General features: G+C 44.5%; 24 protein-coding genes. All 24 read right to left on the bottom strand.

Going from position 1 to position 23,261, the window contains the following annotated elements:
* Nucleotide 1 precedes the first annotated feature (1 nt).
* The 24 genes from argB to EYB31_RS27695 all read right to left on the bottom strand — a co-directional run bounded on the left by argB (nt 2) and on the right by EYB31_RS27695 (nt 23,258).
* Nucleotides 2-793, bottom strand: a complete 792-nt coding sequence (gene argB, locus EYB31_RS27810) for an acetylglutamate kinase (protein ID WP_131016744.1) — start codon at nt 791-793, stop codon at nt 2-4.
* Between the two features lie 71 nt (nt 794-864).
* Nucleotides 865-2,091 carry a bifunctional glutamate N-acetyltransferase/amino-acid acetyltransferase ArgJ gene (gene argJ, locus EYB31_RS27805; protein WP_131016743.1) on the bottom strand — a complete coding sequence of 409 codons (1,227 nt, stop codon included), beginning with the start codon at nt 2,089-2,091 and terminating at the stop codon, nt 865-867.
* A gap of 41 nt (nt 2,092-2,132) precedes the next feature.
* The gene (argC, locus tag EYB31_RS27800) at nt 2,133-3,182 is read right to left on the bottom strand and encodes an N-acetyl-gamma-glutamyl-phosphate reductase (protein ID WP_131016742.1); all 1,050 of its coding nucleotides are present in this window, start codon (nt 3,180-3,182) and stop codon (nt 2,133-2,135) included.
* Between the two features lie 286 nt (nt 3,183-3,468).
* Nucleotides 3,469-4,341, bottom strand: a complete 873-nt coding sequence (locus EYB31_RS27795; RefSeq protein ID WP_131016741.1) for a YitT family protein — start codon at nt 4,339-4,341, stop codon at nt 3,469-3,471.
* 110 nt (nt 4,342-4,451) lie between these two features.
* Nucleotides 4,452-5,583 (bottom strand): peptide chain release factor 2 gene (prfB, locus tag EYB31_RS27790; protein WP_131016740.1). Its coding sequence is split into 2 segments (ribosomal slippage): nt 4,452-5,510 and nt 5,512-5,583, totalling 1,131 coding nucleotides; the frame shifts between segments, so codons are not numbered across the junction.
* Between the two features lie 99 nt (nt 5,584-5,682).
* A complete protein-coding gene (secA, locus tag EYB31_RS27785; RefSeq protein ID WP_131016739.1) occupies nt 5,683-8,190 on the bottom strand; it encodes a preprotein translocase subunit SecA in 2,508 nt (835 codons plus the stop codon).
* Nucleotides 8,191-8,417: 227 nt separating this feature from the next.
* Nucleotides 8,418-8,960: a ribosome hibernation-promoting factor, HPF/YfiA family gene (hpf, locus tag EYB31_RS27780; RefSeq protein ID WP_131016738.1), complete on the bottom strand. Its 543-nt coding sequence runs from the start codon at nt 8,958-8,960 to the stop codon at nt 8,418-8,420.
* Between the two features lie 235 nt (nt 8,961-9,195).
* Entirely contained in the window at nt 9,196-9,393 is a 198-nt protein-coding gene (locus EYB31_RS27775; RefSeq protein WP_131016797.1) for a cold shock domain-containing protein, read from the bottom strand.
* 289 nt (nt 9,394-9,682) lie between these two features.
* A complete protein-coding gene (locus EYB31_RS27770; RefSeq protein WP_131016737.1) occupies nt 9,683-10,012 on the bottom strand; it encodes a hypothetical protein in 330 nt (109 codons plus the stop codon).
* Nucleotides 10,005-10,403 (bottom strand): flagellar export chaperone FliS, encoded by a 399-nt coding sequence (gene fliS, locus EYB31_RS27765; RefSeq protein ID WP_131016736.1) that lies wholly within the window; start codon nt 10,401-10,403, stop codon nt 10,005-10,007. Before fliS ends, EYB31_RS27770 begins: the two co-directional genes overlap by 8 nt.
* 29 nt (nt 10,404-10,432) lie before the next feature.
* Nucleotides 10,433-12,322: a flagellar filament capping protein FliD gene (gene fliD, locus EYB31_RS27760; protein ID WP_131016735.1), complete on the bottom strand. Its 1,890-nt coding sequence runs from the start codon at nt 12,320-12,322 to the stop codon at nt 10,433-10,435.
* A gap of 29 nt (nt 12,323-12,351) precedes the next feature.
* Entirely contained in the window at nt 12,352-12,753 is a 402-nt protein-coding gene (locus tag EYB31_RS27755; RefSeq protein WP_131016734.1) for a flagellar protein FlaG, read from the bottom strand.
* A 74-nt stretch (nt 12,754-12,827) separates the two neighbouring features.
* On the bottom strand, nt 12,828-13,811 hold the full coding sequence (locus EYB31_RS27750) for a Gfo/Idh/MocA family protein (protein WP_131016733.1): 984 nt from the start codon (nt 13,809-13,811) through the stop codon (nt 12,828-12,830).
* 18 nt (nt 13,812-13,829) lie between these two features.
* A complete protein-coding gene (locus tag EYB31_RS27745) occupies nt 13,830-14,858 on the bottom strand; it encodes a Gfo/Idh/MocA family protein (RefSeq protein ID WP_131016732.1) in 1,029 nt (342 codons plus the stop codon).
* Nucleotides 14,855-15,742 carry an SGNH/GDSL hydrolase family protein gene (locus EYB31_RS27740; protein WP_131016731.1) on the bottom strand — a complete coding sequence of 296 codons (888 nt, stop codon included), beginning with the start codon at nt 15,740-15,742 and terminating at the stop codon, nt 14,855-14,857. The genes EYB31_RS27745 and EYB31_RS27740 overlap by 4 nt, the downstream gene beginning before the upstream one ends.
* The gene (locus EYB31_RS27735) at nt 15,720-16,448 is read right to left on the bottom strand and encodes an acylneuraminate cytidylyltransferase family protein (protein ID WP_131016730.1); all 729 of its coding nucleotides are present in this window, start codon (nt 16,446-16,448) and stop codon (nt 15,720-15,722) included. Before EYB31_RS27735 ends, EYB31_RS27740 begins: the two co-directional genes overlap by 23 nt.
* The gene (locus tag EYB31_RS27730; RefSeq protein ID WP_131016729.1) at nt 16,445-17,494 is read right to left on the bottom strand and encodes a nucleotidyltransferase family protein; all 1,050 of its coding nucleotides are present in this window, start codon (nt 17,492-17,494) and stop codon (nt 16,445-16,447) included. The genes EYB31_RS27735 and EYB31_RS27730 overlap by 4 nt, the downstream gene beginning before the upstream one ends.
* Nucleotides 17,491-18,129, bottom strand: a complete 639-nt coding sequence (locus EYB31_RS27725; protein ID WP_131016728.1) for an acetyltransferase — start codon at nt 18,127-18,129, stop codon at nt 17,491-17,493. Before EYB31_RS27725 ends, EYB31_RS27730 begins: the two co-directional genes overlap by 4 nt.
* Nucleotides 18,126-19,205 carry an N-acetylneuraminate synthase gene (neuB, locus tag EYB31_RS27720; RefSeq protein ID WP_131016727.1) on the bottom strand — a complete coding sequence of 360 codons (1,080 nt, stop codon included), beginning with the start codon at nt 19,203-19,205 and terminating at the stop codon, nt 18,126-18,128. Before neuB ends, EYB31_RS27725 begins: the two co-directional genes overlap by 4 nt.
* Nucleotides 19,202-19,876 carry a PIG-L deacetylase family protein gene (locus EYB31_RS27715; protein WP_131016726.1) on the bottom strand — a complete coding sequence of 225 codons (675 nt, stop codon included), beginning with the start codon at nt 19,874-19,876 and terminating at the stop codon, nt 19,202-19,204. The genes neuB and EYB31_RS27715 overlap by 4 nt, the downstream gene beginning before the upstream one ends.
* A complete protein-coding gene (gene neuC / locus EYB31_RS27710) occupies nt 19,876-21,036 on the bottom strand; it encodes a UDP-N-acetylglucosamine 2-epimerase (protein ID WP_131016725.1) in 1,161 nt (386 codons plus the stop codon). Before neuC ends, EYB31_RS27715 begins: the two co-directional genes overlap by 1 nt.
* 2 nt (nt 21,037-21,038) lie before the next feature.
* Nucleotides 21,039-21,683: an HAD family hydrolase gene (locus EYB31_RS27705; RefSeq protein WP_131016724.1), complete on the bottom strand. Its 645-nt coding sequence runs from the start codon at nt 21,681-21,683 to the stop codon at nt 21,039-21,041.
* Nucleotides 21,661-22,560: an ATP-grasp domain-containing protein gene (locus EYB31_RS27700; protein ID WP_131016723.1), complete on the bottom strand. Its 900-nt coding sequence runs from the start codon at nt 22,558-22,560 to the stop codon at nt 21,661-21,663. The genes EYB31_RS27705 and EYB31_RS27700 overlap by 23 nt, the downstream gene beginning before the upstream one ends.
* Nucleotides 22,561-22,571: 11 nt before the next feature.
* A complete protein-coding gene (locus EYB31_RS27695) occupies nt 22,572-23,258 on the bottom strand; it encodes a class I SAM-dependent methyltransferase (protein ID WP_131016722.1) in 687 nt (228 codons plus the stop codon).
* Between the last annotated feature and the right edge of the window lie 3 nt (nt 23,259-23,261).

The following is a 23,261-nucleotide window of genomic DNA, read 5'->3' as shown; positions in this document are numbered from 1 at the left end:
ATTATTTAACGATTCGTGTGCCAATCGTGCCTTCCTTGAGCACTTTGCTGAGTACGCCCGGCTCGGCGCCGTTCACGATCACTACTTCTTGCACATCGCCCTGAATGCACTGCACGGCTGCGCGCACCTTCGGGATCATACCGCCATATATTTCTCCGGATGCAATCATGTCTTCCGTTTGCTGTACCGTCACTGTCGGCAGCACTACTTTTTCCCCGTCCACCGTCTTCATAATACCCGGCACGTCGGTAACTACGATCATGCGCTCCACGCCCAGATGCGAAGCGACTGCGCCAGCTGCCGTATCGGCATTGATGTTATAACGCTGCCCGCCGTCAGCTCCAAGTCCTACCGGTGCAATGACCGGGATGAAGCCCATCGCCAAAATACCCTCGATCAATTCGTTGTTCACATGCGTCACATCGCCCACCAAGCCGACTTCATGCGCATTCGCCACCGGCTTCACTTGAATCAAACGACCGTCTACACCGGAGAGACCCAGCGCTTTGGCGCCGGATAGCTGAATTTTGCGGACGATCTCTTTGTTGATCTGCCCGGACAGCACCATCTCTACAACATCAAGCACCGCTTCGTTTGTTTTGCGCAAGCCGCCGACAAACTCGGTTTCAATACCCAGCTTCTCCAGCGTGCCGGAAATCGCCGGACCGCCGCCATGTACGATAACCGGAATCGTGCCTTCTTCCTGCAGCCGTTTCATATCGTCGAAAAAAGCGTCCGGCAGCGCCGCCAGCGTGCTGCCCCCGCATTTAATTACAAAACAATTCGGTTTCATCCGCACGTTTCCCCTTTTGACCCTTTTATAAATCCGCTTGTGCCCGGTACCTTCTCCGCTTATGGATGGGATTACGTCCGGTAAGCCGCATTGATCCGCACATAGTCGTACGTCAAATCGCAGCCCCAGCCAGTTGCTTTGCCTGCGCCCATGTTCAAGTTCACATGAATCAGCACGAAGTCGCCCTTCAAATACTCCAGCGCCGCAGCCTCGTCAAACTTCACCGGGCGGGATTGCTCCAGCGTCACGATATCGCCAAGGCGAATATCGACGGTTTCCGTGTTCACCGGCTGCCCTGCACGCCCAACGGCCGCGATAATGCGTCCCCAGTTGGCGTCCGCTCCAAAACATGCCGATTTCACAAGGCTCGATCCGATCACCGTCTTAGCAATCACTTTCGCCGCTTCGTCGGAAACTGCACCGACGACGTTGACTTCGATCAGCTTGGTTGCGCCTTCGCCGTCGCGGGCGATGGCTTTGGCCAAATATTCAGCCACATATTGAAAGCCTTCCTCATAAGCAGCCCAATCGGGGTGCGCCGGAGTCAAAGACTCGTTCTCAGCAAATCCGCTGGCCATAGCGACTACCATGTCGTTGGTGCTGGTATCGCCGTCCACCGTGATCATATTAAATGTGGAGTCGGTTACACCGCTCAGCAGCTTCTGCAAATTCGCGCTGTCGACAGCTGCATCGGTGGTGATGAAGCCAAGCATGGTCGCCATGTTCGGGTGTATCATGCCCGAGCCCTTGGCCGCTCCCGCGATATGTACCGTTTTTCCGTTAACGGTCAAGCTGACGCACGTTTCTTTTTTTACAAGGTCCGTAGTCAGAATCGCTTGGCTAAAATCGTCCCCGCCCTCTCGGCTAACCCGCTCCGGCAGCCGCTCGATGCCCGCGCTCACCTTCGCCATCGGCAGCAATTCGCCGATCACACCCGTCGACGTCACGCCAACGAGATGTTCGGCTACGCCAAATGCCTTCGCTGCAGCAGCGCGCATCTCCCGTGCGTCGTCTTCGCCTTGCTTGCCCGTGCAAGCATTGGCGTTGCCGCTGTTGACCAGCATCGCCTGCAGCTTGCCTTCCGCTGCGATGCTCTCCTGCGTCACATGCAGCGGCGCTGCTTGGAACGCGTTAAGCGTGTATACGCCGGCGGCTGCCGCCGGTACGTCGCAGACGATCACGCCGAGGTCGTGGCGCTCCGTTTTTTTCAAACCGCAATGAAGGCCGCCGGCACGAAACCCTTTCGGAGTCGTGACCGAGCCGCCCTCTACAACCGTGAAATGCTTACCCACGTCCATTCACCTGTCCCACTCTAGATTGGATATAACACCCTTGCCGTTTACGGATAAGCCGGAGTAAACTTCAATCCCGTCGTTTCGTCCCAGCCCATCATCAGATTCAAGTTCTGCACGGCCTGGCCGGCAGCCCCTTTAACCAAATTATCAATAACGGAAATAATCGTCAGCAGCCCTGTCCGCTCATCCAGCGAAAACCCAATATCGCAGTAGTTCGAGCCCCATACTTCCTTGGTCGCCGGGTATTTGCCCTGTTCCCGGATTCGCACGAACGGACGGCCTTCGTAATATTGACGGTACAACTCTCTGATCTCATCCTCTGAGCGCTGCACAATCGGCCTTACATATATCGTGCTGAGAATGCCCCGCGTCATCGGCACCAGGTGCGTCGTAAACGTCATGACCACATCTTTGCCTGCGACACGGCTTAACGTCTGCTCAATCTCAGGCGTATGCTGATGTTTATTCACTTTATAAGCAAAGAAGTTTTCGTTCACTTCGGAATAATGCGTCGTCATGCCAAGACCCCGGCCCGCTCCGGAAACGCCCGATTTGGCGTCCACGATAATCGAATTCGTGTCGATCCAGCCTGCTTTTACAATCGGCACAAGTCCAAGCGACGTTACCGTCGGATAACACCCCGGGTTCGAGATAAACTGCGCTCCCGGCACGTCGTCTCCAAATACCTCAGCAAGCCCGTATACCGCTTTATCCACATAAGCCGCGTCGGCTTGCTTGCGTTTATACCATCGCTCGTGTGTTTCCGCCGATTTCAAGCGAAAATCACCCGATACGTCAATTACTTTCAGTCCCGCGTCCAGCATCTTAGGTGCGATTTCGGTGCTGACTCCATGCGGAGTCGCCAAAAACACAACGTCGGCCTTGTCTGCGATCAAAGGCACATCTACCGCATCGAGCCGGTCTACAATAATTTCCTGCAAATGCGGAAAACTTTCCGCCAGCGGCGTTCCCGCACTAGACGAAGATACAACCGACGTAATCTGAACATTAGGATGCGTCAGCAGCATCCTGATGAGTTCAACTCCGCCGTAACCCGTTGCGCCTACAATAGCCGCACGTATATGTTGAGACATATCCGTCCCCTCCCACATTCAAAAACTATGTATTATTATACATTCGAAGGAATAATAATTCAATAACATTTCGTGCCCGGACTCGGGGAACATGCTACCAAATTACTCCTTCTATATAATAGCATATTCGCCCTGAAAGAGGGACCGGCAGATGAAAAAGCACTTTTAAAATACGGTTTAGTATTTTCCATTTCTGACATTCTCAACCGCAAACTTCCAGGTTTGCTCTTCCGCCACAACAAATAGCCCTGGCATCATCTTGTCAGGGCTGCATCCTTTTGTAGCTTCATACCGAATTATGCAGCTGGAACCCTTCCCCCAGAACCTCGTTGGTATCGCTGAGAATGACAAAAGCGTTCGGGTCGCATTGCTTGACGATCTCCTTCAGCTTCAACACCTCCGTCTGCCGCACAACCACCATCAGCACCGTTCTTTCTTCGCCCGTATAACCTCCGGCCCCCTTCAATCGGGTCAGTCCGCGGTCCAGCCCGTATAGAATTGCCTTCTGAATAGCCTCCGTTTCGTTCGAGATGATGAAGGCCACCTTGGAAAACGATAACCCGATCTGCACGACATTAATCGTTTTGCTGGTCACAAACAGCCCGATAAGCGCATACAGCGCCTTTTCTGCGGAAAATACAAAAGCCGCCGATACAATGACAAGCCCATCAAGTAGGGCCACTGTGATGCCTAGACTGATCCCTGTGTATCTATGAATGATTTGCGCCGCCAAGTCGAGCCCGCCTGTAGATCCTCTGCCGCGAAACACAATACCTAACCCGGCGCCGATCATAATTCCCCCATAGATGCTCGCCAGCAGCAGGTTATGCGTCATGACCGGCAAATTTTTGGTCAGCAGAATCAGCAGCGGCAGAAGAACGGAGCCAACCGCCGTCTTAACGCCAAATTGCCCTCCCAGCAGCCAAGTGCCTGCTATAAACAGCGGGATGTTTAAGGCCCATTGCGTCAAAGCCGGCTCAAAACCAAGCAGTTCTTTCACGATAATGGAAATGCCGGAAACACCGCCCGATGCCACCTGATTGGGACTCAAAAATATATTAAAGCTCGCCGCAATAATCAGCGAACCTAACAAAAGCAAGCCGTATTCCTTAACCAATCTCGCCGTTTTGGACAACGGCGCTTTCCTTCTCACGCCCATCGTTCTCCCTCCAAGTAAAAAGAAACATCCTACCCCGCAGTATCAGCTTAAGAGTAGGATGGGTTTTTCAGGCTATTATTATTTCACACCGAATGGCTGCATTCGCCCTTTTATTGTTCTGCGCCGGATTGCTTGTCGGTGTCCCTGATTTGCCAACGCAAATAGGCATCTATAAATTCATCGAGATCTCCGTCCATGACGGCCCCGATATTCCCTGTTTCCGCCGACGTCCGGTGATCCTTGACCATACTGTAGGGATGGAATACGTAAGAGCGAATCTGACTGCCCCAAGCGATATCACTTTGCTCACCGCGAATTGCGGCAATTTCCTTCTGCTGTTCAGCGATTTTCAGCTCATACAGCTTGGAACGCAGCATCTTCATGGCGCGATCGCGGTTCTGAATCTGCGAACGTTCCGTCTGGCACGCAACTACAATGCCTGTTGGCATATGCGTGATCCGAATCGCGGACTCAGTTTTATTGACGTGCTGGCCGCCGGCGCCGCTGGAACGGTACGTATCGACCTTCAAGTCGTCCGAACGGATTTCAATTTCAATCGAGTCATCGATTTCCGGCATAATATCGCATGAAACAAATGACGTATGCCGACGTCCGGATGCGTCGAATGGCGAGATGCGCACAAGCCGGTGAACACCTTTTTCCGCCTTCAAATATCCGTACGCATTGTAACCTTTGATCAGAAAGGTCACACTTTTTACCCCTGCTTCATCACCGGGCAAAAAGTCGATAAGCTCCACCTTAAAGTCGCGTTTCTCCGCCCAACGGCGGTACATCCGCATCAGCATCTCGGCCCAATCCTGCGATTCGGTTCCACCCGCTCCCGGATGCAGCTCCAAGAAGGCATTCATATGATCATAAGGCTGATTGAGCAGCAACTGCAGCTCAAAGTCCTCAAACTTCTTAACAAGGCTTTTCACCCCGCTTTCAATGTCTGCAGCCATGCTTTCATCCTGCTCTTCTTCCATCAGCTCGACCATAAGCTCCAAATCCTCATATTCACCCGAGAGTTTTTGGAATTGCTCCACCGTCGCTTTTACGGCATTGGCTTCGCTTATGACCTTCTGTGCTCTATCGTTGTCATCCCAAAAATCAGGAACCGACATTTTCTCTTCAAAATCGGCAATTTGCTCCAATTTGAAGTCTAAGTCAAAGAGACCCCCTAAGGGCTGCGAGTCGCGTGGACAAATCTCGCAAATTGTGTTTCACTACCGGATCCAACATATAACAGACACCTCATTTATCATAATATTGACGCAAAAGGAAGACCGGCTTACATACCGGCCCTCCTTCATCAAGACTTTCCAATTGGAAAATAGGTTATTACTTCCCGTGGCAGTTTTTAAATTTCAATCCGCTTCCGCATGGGCAATCGTCGTTGCGGCCGATTTTGTCCACCGCAACAGCCGGCTTCTTCGGCAGGGATTCGCCGTTCGAGCTCACCGCTTGACCTTCCGCAACCACTTGGCGCTCCAGATTCATCTCCACTTGGGCTTTCATGATATAAGTGGACACTTCTTCCTGAATGCTTTGAATCATGCCGTTAAACATTTCAAAGCCTTCAAACTGGTATTCGCGCAGCGGATCTGTACCGCCGTAGGCCCGCAAATGAATCCCTTGGCGCAGGTGGTCCATCGCGTCGATATGATCCATCCACTTGCTGTCTACAGCACGCAGAACAACAACCTTCTCGAATTCGCGCATGAACTCTTCGTTGACCATATTTTGCTCGCGTTCTTCATATTGCTTAAGCACGAAGCCCCAAATAAACTCAACAAGCTCCTCTTTTTCCTTGCCCCATAAATCTTCGGCAGTCAGTTGGCCTTCGTTTAAGAAGGTACCGTTACCGTAATCAATGATCGCTTGCAGATCCCATTCCTCAGGAACCAGATCGGCTGGACAATGCGCTTCAACGATTCGTTCAATAACAGGCTTGATCATGCCCAGCGTAATCTCGCGGATATTATCCGACTCGATTACTTCGCGGCGCTGCTTGTAAATGATTTCGCGCTGTTGATTCATCACGTCGTCATATTGGAGTACGACTTTACGAACGTCAAAGTTATTGCCTTCGACGCGTTTTTGAGCCGATTCAATGGCTCTGCTGATGAGCTTGCTTTCGATTGGCTGATCTTCTTCAAAACCAAGCTTATCCATCATGCCCATAATATTTTCGGCGCCAAATCTGCGCATCAGCTCGTCTTCCAGCGACAAATAAAACTGCGAAGAGCCCGGATCGCCTTGACGACCGGCCCGGCCGCGCAGCTGGTTGTCGATACGGCGGCTCTCATGACGCTCTGTACCCATAATATGCAACCCGCCGATTTCGGCGACTCCCGGCCCGAGCATAATGTCGGTACCACGGCCGGCCATGTTGGTCGCAATCGTCACCGCTTTCGGTTGCCCCGCCTGCGATACGATTTCAGCTTCTTCACGATGGTATTTTGCATTCAAAACTTTATGTGATATGCCTTTGGCTTTCAGCATGCTCGAAATACGTTCCGAGTTCTCAATAGAGACCGTACCGACAAGTACCGGCTGGCCTTTTTGGTGGCGCTCCGCAATTTCAGCGACAACGGCGCGGAATTTGCTGCCAACGGATTTATATACGACATCGGGCGTATCGATACGGATCATCGGCCGGTTGGTCGGGACGATAATGACTTCAAGCCCGTAAATTTTCTTGAATTCTTCTTCTTCCGTCTTCGCCGTACCGGTCATCCCGGCAAGCTTGCGATACATCCGGAAGTAGTTCTGGAACGTGATCGTTGCTAGCGTCATGGATTCATTTTGTACTTTGAGGTTTTCTTTCGCTTCAATCGCCTGATGCAGACCTTCGCTGTAACGACGGCCGACCATGAGACGTCCGGTAAATTCGTCAACGATCATAACCTCATCGTCTTGCACTACGTAATCGACGTCGCGTTTCATGATGACGTGGGCTTTCAGCGCCTGCTGCACGTGGTGGTTTAAGGTTACATTGGCATGATCAAACAGGTTCTCGATGCCAAATGCCTTCTCCGCCTTCGCTACCCCGCCTTCGGTCAATGTAACCGAACGAACTTTAATATCGACCGTGTAATCTTCTTCTTCCTGTAAGCGGCTGACAAAGCGATCTGCGGCATAATACAGCTCGGTCGACTTGGCAGCTTGTCCGGAAATAATGAGCGGCGTTCTGGCCTCATCCACAAGCACCGAGTCCACTTCGTCAATGACCGAGAAAAACAACGGGCGCTGCACCATCTGCTCTTTGTAGAGCACCATGTTGTCGCGCAAATAGTCAAATCCGAACTCATTGTTTGTACCATATGTAATATCGCAGCGGTACGCTTCTTGTTTCTCACTATGCTCCATTTGCGACAAGTTGATGCCGACAGTCATGCCCAGGAAGTTGTAAATCTGTCCCATTTCCCCGCTATCCCGTTGAGCGAGGTAATCGTTGACCGTTACCACATGCACGCCTTTGCCGGCGAGTGCGTTTAAATATACCGGCAGCGTACCTACCAGCGTTTTACCTTCCCCGGTCCGCATTTCCGCAATGCGCCCTTCGTGCAGCACCATTCCCCCGATCAACTGCACGTCATAGTGCCGTTTGCCGAGGACACGTTTGGATGCTTCCCGGACAACCGCAAAAGCTTCCTCCAGCAGATCGTCGAGCTCTTCCCCTTTTTCCAGACGATCGCGGAACTCCTGCGTTTTTCCTTTGAGCTCCTCATCGGATAACGCTTGTATAGTAGGTTCCAATTCATTGATACGTTCAACGACTTTCCAATATCGCTTAATCTCACGATCGTTAGAATCGCCGAATATTTTTTTCACGAGTCCAAGCATGGGCTAACCCCTTCCCCTGATCAATAACGGTTTGCCTTAAATTGTAGCAGTTATAGCTTCAAGTCGCAAGAAAAGCCGGAAAACATAGGCAGCTTTCATATCGTTAAAAATAATGACTTATGTAGTGACGCTCCCGGGAAATTGAAAAAAGCCCGGGCCGTATTGGCCTAGGCTTAAGTTAACTTAAATTGAATCGATTTATTCCCATTTTCATAAATAACTGTTGATTATTGCGCCGGCTCGATTAAACCGTACTTACCGTCATTGCGCTTATAAACTACATTGACTTTTTCTGTATCGGAATTCGCAAACACGAAGAAATTATGCCCGACCATATTCATTTGCAGAATGGCCTCGTCGATATCCATCGGTTTTAATGTAAACCGTTTGGTACGAACTAATTCATAATCGTCCTCATCCTCATGATAACTGGATGTGTCGATCTTGAACAAATCCCTCATGCCGCTTTCTTGGCGGATTCTGCGATTGACTTTCGTCTTATGTTTGCGGATTTGTCTCTCCAGCTTGTCTACGACCAAATCGACCGCTGCGTACATATCCTGATGCCGTTCCTCCGCCCTCAACATCACACCGGGAAGCGGAATCGTCACCTCAACAGCTTGCAAACCTTTTACCAGACTTAACGTTACATTAACCTCAGATGTAGGGGGAGCCTCGAAATATCGTTCTACTTTACCGAGCTTCTTCTCAACGTAGTCCTTCAATGCCTCAGTAACTTCGAATTGTTTGCTTCTAATGTTGAATTTCATAGGTATAACTCCTCCTTTCTCTTACATTATACTATATTCCACCTTCGATTTAAAAATCCTTCATATTCCCTTAACATTTTCGCAATTTTCTGACAAAATATGCTGACCTGTCACAAATCCGGCATATATTGCTCGTAGAAGCGGCTGAACGCAAAAAAAACCGGGAACTGAAGCTTACAGTTCCCGGCAGGTGCTTAAGATATACCTTTTATATGATGGCCGTCCGGCCATTTGATTACAGCTTAATTACGTTAGCTGCTTGTGGTCCGCGAGCGCCTTCTACGATGTCGAATTCAACCGCTTGGCCTTCTTCCAGCGTCTTGAATCCATCGGATTGAATTGCAGAGAAATGTACGAATACGTCTCCGCCGTCTTCACGCTCAATGAAACCGTAACCTTTTTCTGCGTTAAACCATTTCACTTTACCTTGCATGTAATACATTCCCTTCATTGTCAAATAACTGCAGGCTAGAGCCTTCAATTTGACTATATCACTGGCTTTGGCGGAATGTCAATGCAAACCGACACAAGAAATTCACATATTGATATTTTTCAAGTAATAGTTATTAATACCACGTATGAACCAATTATCATCATGTCAATTGTTTAATCCAAGCGAGTTATCCACAACATTATCCACACTGTGCATAAGTTATGCACAGCTCAGAAATTATTGCTAAGTACCATAGACATTGCCTTCCTTATGAGCAGCACCAATTTATTTAATACTTGCGATCAAAAAAAACACTACTACTATAGCTACTATCTGCATCATACATGCTCTGCTTTGTTTTATTCCGAGTTATTTTGTTCAATTCTTGTTGAGCCTGCTCTTTTAAACTAATCATTTTCTTTAAAATCACCTGATCTGCTTGCACAACATTTCGAATCCTGCTTGCCAAAGTTTCTTCATGAATAAACTCTTCACCCATAAGAGTAATTAGAACTTCGCGTTGCTCTATAAACAAAACATATTGTTCATATTCTACTATTTCCAAGCTATCCAATAGCCTTTGAGTCAACTGTTCTATTTTTTCGATTAATTCAAGCATGCGAAGCGTCGCCCGTTGTTTTCTGGGCTATTGCCAGTTTATTTGCCTCTACCCATGTATTTTTCAATTCCATTAGAAACTGCAGTACTTCTTCTGCAGGCTCGGCTTTCTTATTTATGTTAGCCTCCATTAATCGATGAATGAAATAGTCATATAGCTGTAATAGACCTTCGGCAACAGAAGATTTTTTATCCAATGTTATTACAAACTCGTTAATTATGTCCTGCACACGCATTAAATAATTATGGGCTTCCTGATGCTTATTTTCGTTAAGTGAATCAATCGCTTTCCTACAGAAGCGGATTGCTCCATCGCATAACATAATCAGCAATTGAGCGGGTGTGGCCGTTTGTATTGTCATTTCCAAATACTTATTTTGCTGTTGAAGCATCCGAACAGCCTCCTAAATTAAAATGGAGCTTAGCTTGTTCCGCCTATTTTACTTAACAGTGAACTCCCTTGTGACTGCAGCTTAGAAATTGCTGATTCCATTGCAGAAAATTGCTTGTAGTATCTGTCTTCCAAATCCTGAAGTCGGCTATTTTGAGTAGTAATCTGCTTATTGATGTCGGTAATCTGTTTTCCAATGTCATAATTACTTAATGTACTCTCTTGAGTCCCTGCTTTGTCTGTGATTAAGCTAAAAATACGGGAGGTCTGATCGTATAGCCTTACCGCAAAACCATGTCCGTTATCAGAAGTGTCGTTATCGCTGGCTGTAAACATATTCATAACCTTATCTGGGTAATTGGTGAGGGCTTCCTTTAACTTACTTTCATTAATGGTCAATTTTCCTCTGTCTAAGTAGGAGGTCGTGGTTATTCCAATTTCAGAAAGGACTTTTAAATCACCTGCCGGTAAATTATTAATAGCTGATGTCATACTTAGACGAAAATTAGACAAGGCTGAATTCAGAACTGTATCATTATGCAGGAGACCGCTCTTGGCTTGGGTTTCCCACAATTTAATTTGATCGTCTGTCATCGCAGATCTTTCATCATCCGTTAATGGCAGGTAACTCCGATTTCTTGTTTCGTTTATTTTAGAATCGATGCTACTGATCAGGTCGTTATATTTATCAATAAAATTCTTGATGTTGTTATAAACCGCATCTACATCCTGCGATACGGAGATACTGACGGGAGCAGTCATTTCTGATTTTGCAGTGTATGTAACGCCATTAATTGTGAAAGTATTGCTGGAAAATTTCTCTTCCTGCAGACCATTGTATTCTACCAGCGCATCCTGCCCCTGAGCCGCGGACTTATAATAATCATAGTCATCACCACCTGTTGGCGTGGATGTTAGCCCAAGAGAGCCCAAAATGTCCTCAGAATCAACCGTCATATCGGAAAACGTCAGTTTTTCATCTTTATCAGGGTTAAAAAAATTCAGCTTCCCGTTAACATCCAAATAAGCTGTTACGCCAGCTTTATTTAGACCTGTACTGTTAATACCGTTGATGAGCGTACTAATGTTGGTTGTATCTTTAATGGTGAAGTTATATTGTTCACCTTTATACTCAATCCGAAGTACTTGAGGGGCACTCAAAGATCCGTTTATTTTTGTCAAACCATCTGCAGTCGGCGGCGTTCCCGACGTAAACGCCTTTCCTGTGACGAGTCCGCCGGTAATCTTATCCGCCGTTGGGTCAAGGCCCGGCGAAAGTCCTAGGACATTTTGCAAAAATGCAATGTCCTTTGTTTTTATATCCACAACAGCCTTCTCGCCCGTAGTTGAAGACGCAAAGAAGAATCGGTCCAAAGTAGCGTCATAATTTGCGGTAACCCCTGTTAAGTTAGCCTTTAAATTAATAGCGCTCGCCAAACCAGATAATGTATCAGTCATATTAACTTGTATTGTTGTACTTCCCTTACTTCCTGTGATTGTTAACTCCGCAGGACCTGGAGGGGACATCCCCATATCGGCTAAGGTAGCATTTGCTCCACCCTTACTTGTTGCTCCAATCTTGTTGTCTGAGGTTAGCTGGGCCGCTGAGGCTAGCCGATTAACCTGGAGTGTATATGTACCATTGATGGCACTTGGAGTTGCCGCAGCTGAAAGTAAGGTATCGTTAGATGATGACGTTTTTTTAGTCAAATAGGAAGATTGCAATTTCATGTTAAAAGACAGGTTTTTAAAATCTAAAATCTTCGAGTTTAGAGTCCGGAAATCATCCTGCTGCCATTCCAACACTTGCTTTTTCTGTTTTAATTTATCCAAAGGCGCCTGCTGTGCCTTCATAAGTTTTTGGACCAATGAGTCTACATCTATACCGGAATTTGAAAATCCGTTTATTCTGGTGACCATTCAATATCCTCCTTCCGTGTTAAATCAGGTTAACTCCGTTTATCTACAAACAAACCGGCCAGATCCCAAAGTTTTGCGATCAAATCCTGCATTTTTTCCGGTGGAATTTCACGAATGGTTTCACCCGTATCATTATTAATAACTTTCACCATTATTTGCTTAGTTTTATCATGAATCGAAAATTTTAGGGAAGTGGAACTCCCTTGAACAATTTTCAGCGCCTTATCGATGACCTTAATGAGATGCTCGTCACTTATAGGAATTTGTTCCCCTCGAAGCTCCGCCAACTTCATATCTTTTTCCGTTCGAATCGAAGCAGCAACTTCATTTTCATTTGTCGTAGAACTATCTGCTTTCTTATCTTTGGAGTCATACACGCTAGGAGTTACATTGCTACTTGTACTCCCTCCAATCGATAAATTTGAGCTCATTAGATAGACCTCCATCCGGATATAGTTATATTAGCTATATCGGAAAATAGTCCCATATACTTTAGTGACAATTATCAACACTTGCCACTATCTATATATGTACCGGCTATTTTTTCAACTAATTCCAATGTCTTAATACCATCACTGATGGAGTTAAGGAAATTTATATCATTTCCGTGTACAACACGTTCAATGAAATATACCATCTGCGCCACGAATCCTGGCTTCACTTCTTTGTCTATTGTATCTGCTTCAATTTTTAATGGTTCTTCGCCCCGGAGGTGCAGTACAGGCTCTTCCAAGTTATTAAACGAAATTTTCCCATCCTCAAAGTATAGCTCATAATTCCAATTACCTATAGAATGAAAATAAGCCTGATAAGTCACCGGTACATTATTGTCTGACATAATTAGTGCAGCGTAGCGATGGTTATAAGGTTCGTCCTCGCGGAGGTTAGAAAATGAAACCACATTGCGTATATCACCAATATAATAGCGTATCAGATCAATACAGTGGATAGAATTTAAAATCAATAGATTTTCTAGCTTAAATTCGGGAAAGCCAGACTCACGATAAGGACGGTATCGTTCAAAGCCATCCATTCTCATCCCAATCAAACCGCCTTTTTCAGCGATTAAAAGTTTGGCTTTCTGCACGACACTGTAGAATCGACGGTTTAGTCCAATCATTACTTTTGTACCGTATTCTTCAGAAAGCTTTACAAGATTATATCCTTCACTTAACGTTAAACCAGGTGGCTTTTCGATCAACAAGGGGATACCATATGGGATTAATTGGGAAACAACCATATACAAATTTTCCGCGCTTACTGCAACTAAAATTCCGTCCGGTTTCTCGGTATCGACCATTTGATCTATATTCTGATACGTATGCAAAATATTAAAAGTATCTTGGGCTCTTCTATTGCTCTCTGCAGTTCGATTTACCGCGGCAACTACTTTTATATCCCTAGATTCAAATTGATTAAGCCATTCAATAGCTTTAACATGAAAGGCCGCTATCCCGCCTGTGCCGACTATTGCAAGTTTACAGGTCATTGCGGTGTCTCCTTAATCTTATGTAAATGAGAACTGCTGGTGTACAATTTGATTATCTTTTATCGGAAGAGTAATAAGTTTATTCTGATTAAAGTTAGAGTAATGAATAGCGATTATTGCCTCTAGAGAATTAATAGCTGCTGAACAATTTATCAAGGGCTCATTATACATCAGCATCTCTATCCCTTGTTGGCATAAGCGGATCAAATCCAATCCTTTAAATGGCACCTTCTCAACCACATGTAATGGAGTCCCGTATCTTGTTACTGGCAAGATCCTGTCTTCTACCTTCCGGGCTTCTATCGTATAGTAGCCTTTTAGTTCTTCAATAATTACACGCCCGTAGGATCCATTGATTATCAGCAGCGGTGTAATACCCAGATCGTCGGGCATTTCGAAAAACATCCGAGCGCCATTTTGAAAGTGAAGTAAAGCGTATCCCCCTGGATCATGGAACTGAGCCCCTCTCGGATTGGCGGTGTGAGGCTCAGTTAAAAAACCAACAACAGATTTGATTTCCGTATCCAGTAAGAACGATACGATATCAATTACATGTGTTCCGTTGCACGCCATCTGCCCCCCCCCCATGGTATAACTGACACTATGGATCTGACCAATCAAGCCATCCTGGAGCCGAAGTTTCAGTTCTTTATAATCCTGCATCCATCTTCTAGCGTGGTTAACAAGCAATAAAACACTCTTTTCCTTGGCGGTTTGTTGCATCATTCTAGATTCGTATAATGACGTAGCTATTGGTTTTTCACAAAAGATTTTTGTCACCCCATCTTCTACTAAATCCTCGAATATTTTTGAATGACTAGGGCCATTAGTGGCGATTATTACAATATCGGGGTTAACCGCAGAAACCATTTCACGATGGCTCGTAAATCCTATCCTTTCCGAAAGTCCATGATCTCCGATAACCCGCCTTACAGTTTCCAAATTTAGATCTGATATACCCGATAGCACTGCGTTCGGTAATTCTAATACAGATTTAAGGTGCCGAAGACCCATTGGGCCTAATCCGATAATTGCGATTCTGCTCATAGATTTGCCTTCTCTCTTACGGTGTGGATTAAATCGTTTAGCTCGGTATGATGCAAATTGTGTTTTTGAATTTTATCGAAAATTTGTTTAAGCAGAAGAAATTCATTTCGATCAAATGCCAAGCATATAAGATTGTATAAGTTATCTGCATAATCAGAGAATGATTCATAAGAAGATACAAAGTTGGAATAAGCCTCATCGAAATGATTTTGTTGATAATGTTGAAATCCTGCTACATTATAAATTATTGCCTGCAATAAAGATAATAGCTTTCCGGCAACCAATTGGTTACCCGCTTTGTTTAGATGATGATCATCTGGCAGTAAATACTGCTGCGGCTGTTTTGGATTTAAATCAGGTTCCATATCTATAAAGAAAACTTGGTTATTGTCTGCGCCTTTTTTAAGCACCTGATTGTATAAGGTTACTTGTTTGTTAATCCCCGAATATCTTGTATCCATTTTTACAGATGTGGGGAGAATGCCGACAACTGCCAGCTTTACCTGTGGCCTCATTTTTATAAATTCCAAAATTCGTGAGTAATAGACCGAAAATTCATGCACGTTTACGTACTGTTTACCACCAAGATGCTCTCTGTACCATAGATCTACAATACCTACTTGCAATACAATTACATCTGGTTGAAAAAAAAACAAGTGATCCGCAAATTGCTCAGCAACCGACTTGATAGTACAGGACCGCTGTCCCCTATTAATTACCTCAATATAGAGCTCGGGATTATTTTGCCTGAGCTTTCTGTCGATTAAACTACCGTACGTTTCGTGATAATGGACCGCCAACTCATTTTCTGTTACGGGATTAAAATTGTTAATTCGATGGGGTCTCGGTAAAGAGAGTGAATCAGCCGCGACTAATATTCTCATGGAAGTCCCCTGATTTCTTAAGATTTCTATAGAGAATTTGCTCTACAATAAAAAAATCGAATTCATTATCTATATCCACGGAGCGCTCACTAGGCATACAATATCCTATGGTCTCTTCGGTCAAAAATGTTTTCTGACGAAGCAGCCAGTCTGTCCTAGCGACATAAACGGCCCCATTAAGTACGTATACCTTCGGCAAATCCTGTCGGCGAGTCGCGAACTCACTCATTTTAATAACAGGTACCAGTTGATCATCCAAACCCAATGAATACATCCAGTAGGGGCTTTTTTCCGGTTCAGTTACCGTAACGCAAGCATCAGCTTCTTGTTCAATTAGTTTTTCCAGACAACCATCGATATCTTCAGATAAACGCATTGGAGAAGTTGGCTGCAGTTGTACGATCAGATCGTAGCCTGGGACTTGTTGTACTGCATGAAGAACAGGGTCTATGCCGGGTGTATGATCTTGTGCTAACTCGGAAGGACGAACAAAAGGCACTTCACATCCCCATTTACGAGCAACAGAAATGATCTCATCATCATCCGAAGTTAGAATGAGCCGGTCGATATATTTAGACTGTTCCGCTGCATGTATGCTCCAAGCAATGAGCGGTTTTCCGCATATATCCCTTATGTTCTTTCGGGGCACTCCTTTAGATCCTCCACGAGCGGATATAATAGCCAGAACTCGTTTGCCTGATATCATCCCAATCCCTCTTTAAAGTCATTATTTGCACGCTGGAAGTCATCCTTACGGCCAATATCAAGCCAGTACTCTCTTATGGGAAAAACAGATGTTTCTTCATTCTGTTCAATCAACTTTTCAAATAAAGTAGGCATATCATAAAAAGTACCTATCGGTACTCTTTCAAGTACTTCCGGCTCCAGGGCGTAAATCCCGCCATTCACAAAAAACCTTTGTACTGGTTTTTCTTCAATGCTCAACAATTTATGATGATCCACTTTTATAACGCCATACGGCACCTGAAACTCATACTCTCTAACACACATAGTTGCCTTGGAATTATTTTCCTTATGAAAATCTAAAAGTCGCTCAAAGTTCACTTTCGTTAAAATATCTCCGTTCATCACTATAATGGATTCACGTGGTTTTTCTTCTATTAAACTTAAAGCACCTGCCGTGCCGAGTCTTTTATCTTCGTGCAAATACTTTATTTGTATGCCCCATTGAGACCCATCCCCAAAATAATCTACAATCATGTCAGCACGATAGTTTACTGAAATATAAAACTTATAGAATCCGTGCTCGATAAAATTTTCAATGATTGTCTCCAGTATTGGCTGTGAGCCCACTTTTAACAACGGCTTAGGGCAATCGTCCGTAAGAGGACTTAGCCTTGATCCCAGACCTCCAGCCATCAGGACAACCCAATTCTCTTTTCTGTCTTTCTTTATGAGGTTCTCCAACAATTCCATCCCGGTTATGGAGCCGCCTTCATCTAATACAGGAATTTGATGAAGACGCTTTAGCTTCATAATTGCCAGCACACTTTCCTTAGTATCGTTGATATTAGCCGTCGTCGGGTTGGTCTTCATGACTAGCTCCACAGGAGAATCCAGAGAGATTCCCTTCAAAATTCCACGTCTGATATCGCCGTCAGTAACGGTACCGAGGAGCCTGTAGTACTCATCCACAACTAACGCCAACTGCATAGTTCCCCGGTCGATGATTTGTAGAGAATTCAATATAGTAGTGCTCGGGGAAATTAATATATCTTTCCAAGTTTTCATTGAGTAGCCTCCTTCACCTTGGCAGGAACCCCAAATACCTTTTGCCCGGGTGAAACGTCTTTTATAACAACGGAACCGGCACCAATCAATGACTGGGCTCCAATATGGATATTTTGGATAAGAGTGCTTCCTGCTCCAATATGTACGGATTCATCTATTATGACGCCACCACATAGAGTAGATCCTGGGGAGATATGCACATGAGCGGATATACGACAATCATGATCTAACGATACCTTCGTATTAACAATCGTATTGCAACCGATTTGGCAGCCCGGCTGAATAATAGCTCCCGCCATAATCTGTGTTCCTTCAGCTAAATCCACATCATTCGCAATTAATACGGAAGGATGAATGATATTTATAAAATGAAAACCAAGCGCTTTAAATCGGTCAAATATATTTTTTCTAAGCTCCAACGACCTCACAGATCCGATACCATTGACGAGATGTACCTGACTAGGCTCCACTTGTTGTAGAAAACTGTCGTCGCCCAGTCGTTTAACGCCCGGAATCAGCGCTGTCTCGTCCCAGTCGGTAAATCCCATAATCCTACAAGATTGCAGCCTTAAACAATCGGCCAAAACCTTTGCATGACCGCCACCACCTATAATAATAACCGGGGCATTATTCATTCCAGGAGGTCATCCTCGTCAAAATTGTGCATTGCGGATTTCCCGAGCATTTCCCAGTAATGAATAGGCGCTAAACCGTTGCCCGGTCGTTTGATTCCAATATTATCTTCCGTATATATATCGCCAATTGCAATTTTTTTTGTTGCAATTAGGCTCTTCCTGGCCACATGCATATTCTTTAATTCTGATGGGGCTGGAGTCTTTATTCCAGAACCTAAGGCCATTTCAACCTGCCTGATGCCTGCAACCATAGCTTTAAGCTCTTTTGCATCCAAGGAGGCTTTATGATCAGGACCAGGCAAATTACGATCTAATGTAAAATGCTTTTCGATAATTGTTGCTCCTATGGCAACAGCCGCTATGGGAATAGCAATACCTTCAGTGTGATCGGAAAGTCCAACTGGTAGTTGAAATGCAGCTTTTAGAGTATCCATCGCTTTTAAATTCACCTCATCGTAAGGAGTAGGATACTCCGTGGTACAATGTAACAGACTAACGTGTTTTTGTAATAGAGCTTGCCCCTCCGATGAAGTATAAGCATCTTTAAATTTCTTAATGGAGGGCATTTCAACCCCGCCAACAAGCCCGAATGCCAACACTCCCAAAGCCGTTTCAATTTCCCCAAGGCAGCTCAAACCAGTGGATAAAATAATTCTTTTCTTGGTTTTGGCCGCGGCGAGCAAAAAAGGGGCACTGCTTAAATCACCTGATGAAATCTTTATCGTTTCCATCCCCATCTGTCTTTCGAGCAAATCCAGACTATCAAAATCAAAAGGGGTGGACAAAAATTCAATGCCATATTTATCGCATATCTTTTTTAATTCATAATGATCGCTAACGCTTAATTCCAGCTTTTTGAGCATCTCCAGCTGGGATTCTCCTAGCTCTGTCGTTTTCAGCTGGTAATCTGATTTAGGAGCCGACTTGCTGACCAAACTTTCTGATTTAAATGTTTGAAATTTGATCGCATCGGCACCCGACTTTACAGCAGCATCGACAAGCTCTATTGCCAAATCCAAAGAACCATTATGATTCACCCCGGCTTCTGCAATAATGTAGGTACGCTTCTTAATCACCGTATAACCTCCCTCAGGAGCATAAACGCTTCGGCTGCTTCGCACCCCGAAGCCGATCCTCGAAATGCCGCCAAACTTTTAATGGATTGCTCACTGCGCGGAAAAGGGAACTCTCCAATCTCACTCTCAAACATAGACATGATTTGGATCTTCTGCTCTAAAAAAGCACTAATATCCATAAACACATTAGGCCGAAATCCATTAAGATCGGGATTGATTCCAAACTCTGTTTCAGATAATGTCTCGTATACTAAAATTCTTTCGATCCCGGGGTATCTAAACCATTTTGTACAAGCGATTGTCGCATCGAACACCATTTTGTGATCTGAATGAACATCTCCTGGATATGGTAAATATACAATCTCAGGTTGTAACTGTTTAAAGACCGTACTTAACTGCTGTACCATTTCACCAAGCGCTACCGTATCCAATTTAGCAGCCGGGAAGTCGAGTTTATGAACAGAACTAAACGGGTATACTGCCGCTACCTGTGCAATCTCTTCTATCCGTTTATCAATTAGTCGGGGTGAAAAGCCGTCTTCAACTCTCGCTTTCGTAAAAATAACCCAATGGATCCGGTCGCCGCTATTTACATGCTTTAACAAAGTCCCTCCGCAGCCCAGAGTTTCATCATCAGGATGCGGCGCTATCACCACAACTTGTTTGCTCATTAGTAGGTGATCTCCTTAATCAGCAGTTTATTGTCTATAGGAATATCAGCTAAAATCTTTGCAATCCTATGGGAAGATTGTCCATCGCCGTACGGATTTTCACAAGAGTAAACAATTTTTTTATACTCCTCATCGTACAATGCCTTACTCACCGCATCGCAGATCGACGAGATTTCATGTTCGACAAACTGTACATTTTGTGCATGCAGGCGTCCTTTTTGTCGATTGCCAATGTTGACAACAGGAAGCTTAAGTAGAGGCGCCTCCAAAATCCCGGCGCTTGAATTCCCGATCAAGCAGGAAGCTTTTCTCATAATATTCACGAATTCAAGTCGAGGTATATTTTTGGATATAAACAAGAACGGCAGCTGGGAGTGTTCTTCAATAGCTTTGATCATCTCTTGACTGCCCGCATCGGAATTAGGGTAGCTTAATACCGTTTTAATTCCCAACCGGCTAACCGCTTCCAAAGTAGTATTCATTTGTTCATATGCATGTTCTATTTCTGTAGATATAACATGTTGAATTAATAAGAGGAATGGCTCCCCATCCAGTATTTGGAACCCCAATCTTTCTGATAATTGTTCACAAGATAACTCCGGTATATTTAAAAGCCGATCCAGCCCGGGATTGCCTACGTTATAGACCCGAAACGGTTCCTCTCCAAGTTTAACGATCCGCTCACTGCTTTCTTGATTTGTGGTAAAATGCAAATGTGCCAGCTTAGTGACGGCATGCCGGACTTGATCGTCCACATTGCCTATAACCTTATCTCCACCACACAAGTGAACAACAGGAATATTTAAATAAGCACCAATTAATGCGGTAGTCATGGACTCCTCACGATCTCCTAATACAATAAGAAAATCTGGATTCACTCGAGTCACGGTTTGGATCATACCCTGAAGCTGCACTGCTAAGCCTTTTACACGAGAAGACGCGAAGTCTCCGCTAATCAAACTTTCTATTTTATCGGCGATCTTAAAGCCATCCCGTTCTATATCCTTGATAGTAAGTCCGTACTTGGGCGATAAATGCGCTCCTGTTACAATGAGTTCCAAATCAAGGCCGTCATGCTCATGGATAGCCTTAAACACAGACGACATGATATCGTATTCCGACCTGATTCCAGTAACCCCAACAATTTTACGTTTAGCCATGGTCATACCTTCTTCATACAGTTTACTTGAACGAAGTGAAAACCAGCATTTATTGCAAATCGCCGGTCTATATCTCTGTCTCCGAAATAAACAATTTTATCGGGAGAAATTTCTTGTAATACTTTAATTTGCGAAATCACTTGAATAGACGGCTTGTAGTAATCCGCACCAAAATCTCCAGTTACGATAATCGAATCATAGCTAAACCATTTTGGTAAACCGAGTGACTTGATTTTTGAATGTTGCAAACGACTTCCCCCGTCCGTGAGAAGGAAGCATTGATATTGATCTATACATTGGTCGAGTATTTTAACAACCTCGTCTGACAATTGTATTTGTGGACGACATTCCCGATAAAGGGTTAAGCAGACTTTAACATGCCTGTTTTTTTCTTCTTCATGAATGCCTCTCAATTGCAAGACCTCATCGAAAATATATGGGTATGAGCTCCCCTTACAATTCCATCTTTCAAGCATCCATGTATAAATTTCCTCTTTTGGGGTATTGGACACTTCGGCAATATATTTAGCAATGGGCCCATAAGCTTGTTGGATGAAATCATATTCATCGTATAAAGTTCCATCCATATCAAAACCAACTAATTCTATATCATCCCAAGGAACCTCAGGGAATAAATATCTCATCATAGAACCTCATCATCTTCATCCCATACTGAATATCTTTTGGTACAAGTTCTTTTTCTTTGATAAAGGTATCTATAATTAAACTTATCCAGTTTTCTGTCGCCGCAAATCCAAGAGCCATTCCGCCGGCAATTCGCGGATTGATTTCTAGAAACTTAATACTGCCATCAGGACATTCAAAGCATTGAATATTGATGGGCCCACAAAATCTCAGACTTTGGCAAATTCTCCGAACCCATTCAAATATGAGGGGATGATCTACCACAATTCCTCCTGTAGACTTGCCTTCCCTAACTTTGAGGCGCTTTCTAGGGACAATATAAATCGGTTGCGAGTGACGATCACAAAACACATCTACCGTATATTCGACTCCAGAGAGTAATTCCTGCGAGATCATTCCTTCCATAGAAACAGGACCCGGATCAACTAGCACCCCGACTGCCCCTCTGCCCATTCTTGGTTTAACCAGCGAATAGGTTTGCTCGAGGCTAGATTCTGGGGTAGGAATACCTGCCTCTTTAAAAAAAAGATAAGTCATCCACTTATCCGTGCAAACATGAACCGTCTCCGGGTCCGAAAGAATGATATGAATGTTTTTTTGCTTAAGCTCATTTTTTCTTTCAGCCCATCCAAGGAGTGTCTCATCCAAGGATGGAATCACGATATTAATTTGATTATTTTCGAGCAAATCAAGCGTTTTATTCCATAACTCAGGATCTCTGACACGAGGCATAAGAATAAAATCCTCAGCAATATATCTTCCAGCAATGTCGTCATCAATATCCGAAGCTACAGCCAAATGACCTGCCGATTGAATGGCCTTTATCAAGTATCCTGTTGTTAAACTTCCGGAAGCCTCAGTCAAAATCTTATATTTCATAGAGCTACTCCTTATAAAATAATATAGGAGATGTTGGGGTCAAACGGAAACCGATTTATTACATATTTCTTCAAATCTAGTGCCTCCAACAAAGCCTGGGTTTCCCCCGGCCACCAAGGATTATTAATTTCATCAAAAGCTAAGATCGATCCCTTGCTCATTCGCGGCAGAAAATACTCCAAAGCTGTTTTTGTAGGTTCGTATAGATCAAAATCTAAAAATAATAAACTTATCAATAAATAGGGATTATCCTTTACAAATTGCGGTATAGTCTCATTGGCATCGCCCTTTATTAAAAAAACCTTTTCAAACTGGTTTAAAAAGCGATTTTCGTTATACTCTACAATAAGCTCCTGCAGTTCATCGTATATGTTGTACCCAGTATCGAATCCGCCTTTTTTTAATGAATTATTAGTTTGGCTTTCCTGGCTCATATCTTTTTCTTGAATATCGGGAAACCCTTCGAAGGTATCAAATCCAAAAATCCTCCGATCTAATGCATAAGGCTCCAGTGCTGAAGAAATCTTAGCCCACGCCATTAATCCAGCACCATGATGTACCCCGCACTCTAAAATACAACCTTTTATGTTCATTTGAAGTTTAAAAAGTTCATATTTTGCTATGAATCTAGATAAATTTTGACGTCGTACATATTTTTCAAAATGATTGAACTTGATTTCCAAATCTGGTTGAGGCATTTT

This window comes from Paenibacillus thalictri, from assembly GCF_004307995.1.
Lineage (GTDB): Bacteria > Bacillota > Bacilli > Paenibacillales > NBRC-103111 > Paenibacillus_AF > Paenibacillus_AF thalictri.
The sequence above is the reverse complement of the archived record's forward strand: the minus strand, read 5'-3'. Positions and strand labels throughout refer to the sequence as shown.

Coding starts and splice junctions, on each gene's coding strand:
- argB (WP_131016744.1), bottom strand. CDS start 793: ATGAAACCGAATTGTTTTGTAATTAAATGCGGGGGCAGCACGCTGGCG.
- EYB31_RS27770 (WP_131016737.1), bottom strand. CDS start 10,012: ATGCTTGAATTAATCGAAAAAATAGAACAGTTGACTCAAAGGCTATTG.
- EYB31_RS27725 (WP_131016728.1), bottom strand. CDS start 18,129: ATGAATAATGCCCCGGTTATTATTATAGGTGGTGGCGGTCATGCAAAG.
- EYB31_RS27740 (WP_131016731.1), bottom strand. CDS start 15,742: ATGAGAATATTAGTCGCGGCTGATTCACTCTCTTTACCGAGACCCCAT.
- EYB31_RS27745 (WP_131016732.1), bottom strand. CDS start 14,858: ATGAGCAGAATCGCAATTATCGGATTAGGCCCAATGGGTCTTCGGCAC.
- EYB31_RS27775 (WP_131016797.1), bottom strand. CDS start 9,393: ATGCAAGGTAAAGTGAAATGGTTTAACGCAGAAAAAGGTTACGGTTTC.
- fliS (WP_131016736.1), bottom strand. CDS start 10,403: ATGCTTCAACAGCAAAATAAGTATTTGGAAATGACAATACAAACGGCC.
- EYB31_RS27755 (WP_131016734.1), bottom strand. CDS start 12,753: ATGAGCTCAAATTTATCGATTGGAGGGAGTACAAGTAGCAATGTAACT.
- EYB31_RS27730 (WP_131016729.1), bottom strand. CDS start 17,494: ATGAAAACTTGGAAAGATATATTAATTTCCCCGAGCACTACTATATTG.
- EYB31_RS27750 (WP_131016733.1), bottom strand. CDS start 13,811: ATGACCTGTAAACTTGCAATAGTCGGCACAGGCGGGATAGCGGCCTTT.
- EYB31_RS27700 (WP_131016723.1), bottom strand. CDS start 22,560: ATGAAATATAAGATTTTGACTGAGGCTTCCGGAAGTTTAACAACAGGA.
- EYB31_RS27795 (WP_131016741.1), bottom strand. CDS start 4,341: ATGGGCGTGAGAAGGAAAGCGCCGTTGTCCAAAACGGCGAGATTGGTT.
- argJ (WP_131016743.1), bottom strand. CDS start 2,091: ATGGACGTGGGTAAGCATTTCACGGTTGTAGAGGGCGGCTCGGTCACG.
- fliD (WP_131016735.1), bottom strand. CDS start 12,322: ATGGTCACCAGAATAAACGGATTTTCAAATTCCGGTATAGATGTAGAC.
- neuC (WP_131016725.1), bottom strand. CDS start 21,036: ATGGCTAAACGTAAAATTGTTGGGGTTACTGGAATCAGGTCGGAATAC.
- EYB31_RS27705 (WP_131016724.1), bottom strand. CDS start 21,683: ATGATGAGATATTTATTCCCTGAGGTTCCTTGGGATGATATAGAATTA.
- EYB31_RS27715 (WP_131016726.1), bottom strand. CDS start 19,876: ATGAGCAAACAAGTTGTGGTGATAGCGCCGCATCCTGATGATGAAACT.
- EYB31_RS27735 (WP_131016730.1), bottom strand. CDS start 16,448: ATGATATCAGGCAAACGAGTTCTGGCTATTATATCCGCTCGTGGAGGA.
- EYB31_RS27695 (WP_131016722.1), bottom strand. CDS start 23,258: ATGCCTCAACCAGATTTGGAAATCAAGTTCAATCATTTTGAAAAATAT.
- hpf (WP_131016738.1), bottom strand. CDS start 8,960: ATGAAATTCAACATTAGAAGCAAACAATTCGAAGTTACTGAGGCATTG.
- argC (WP_131016742.1), bottom strand. CDS start 3,182: ATGTCTCAACATATACGTGCGGCTATTGTAGGCGCAACGGGTTACGGC.
- secA (WP_131016739.1), bottom strand. CDS start 8,190: ATGCTTGGACTCGTGAAAAAAATATTCGGCGATTCTAACGATCGTGAG.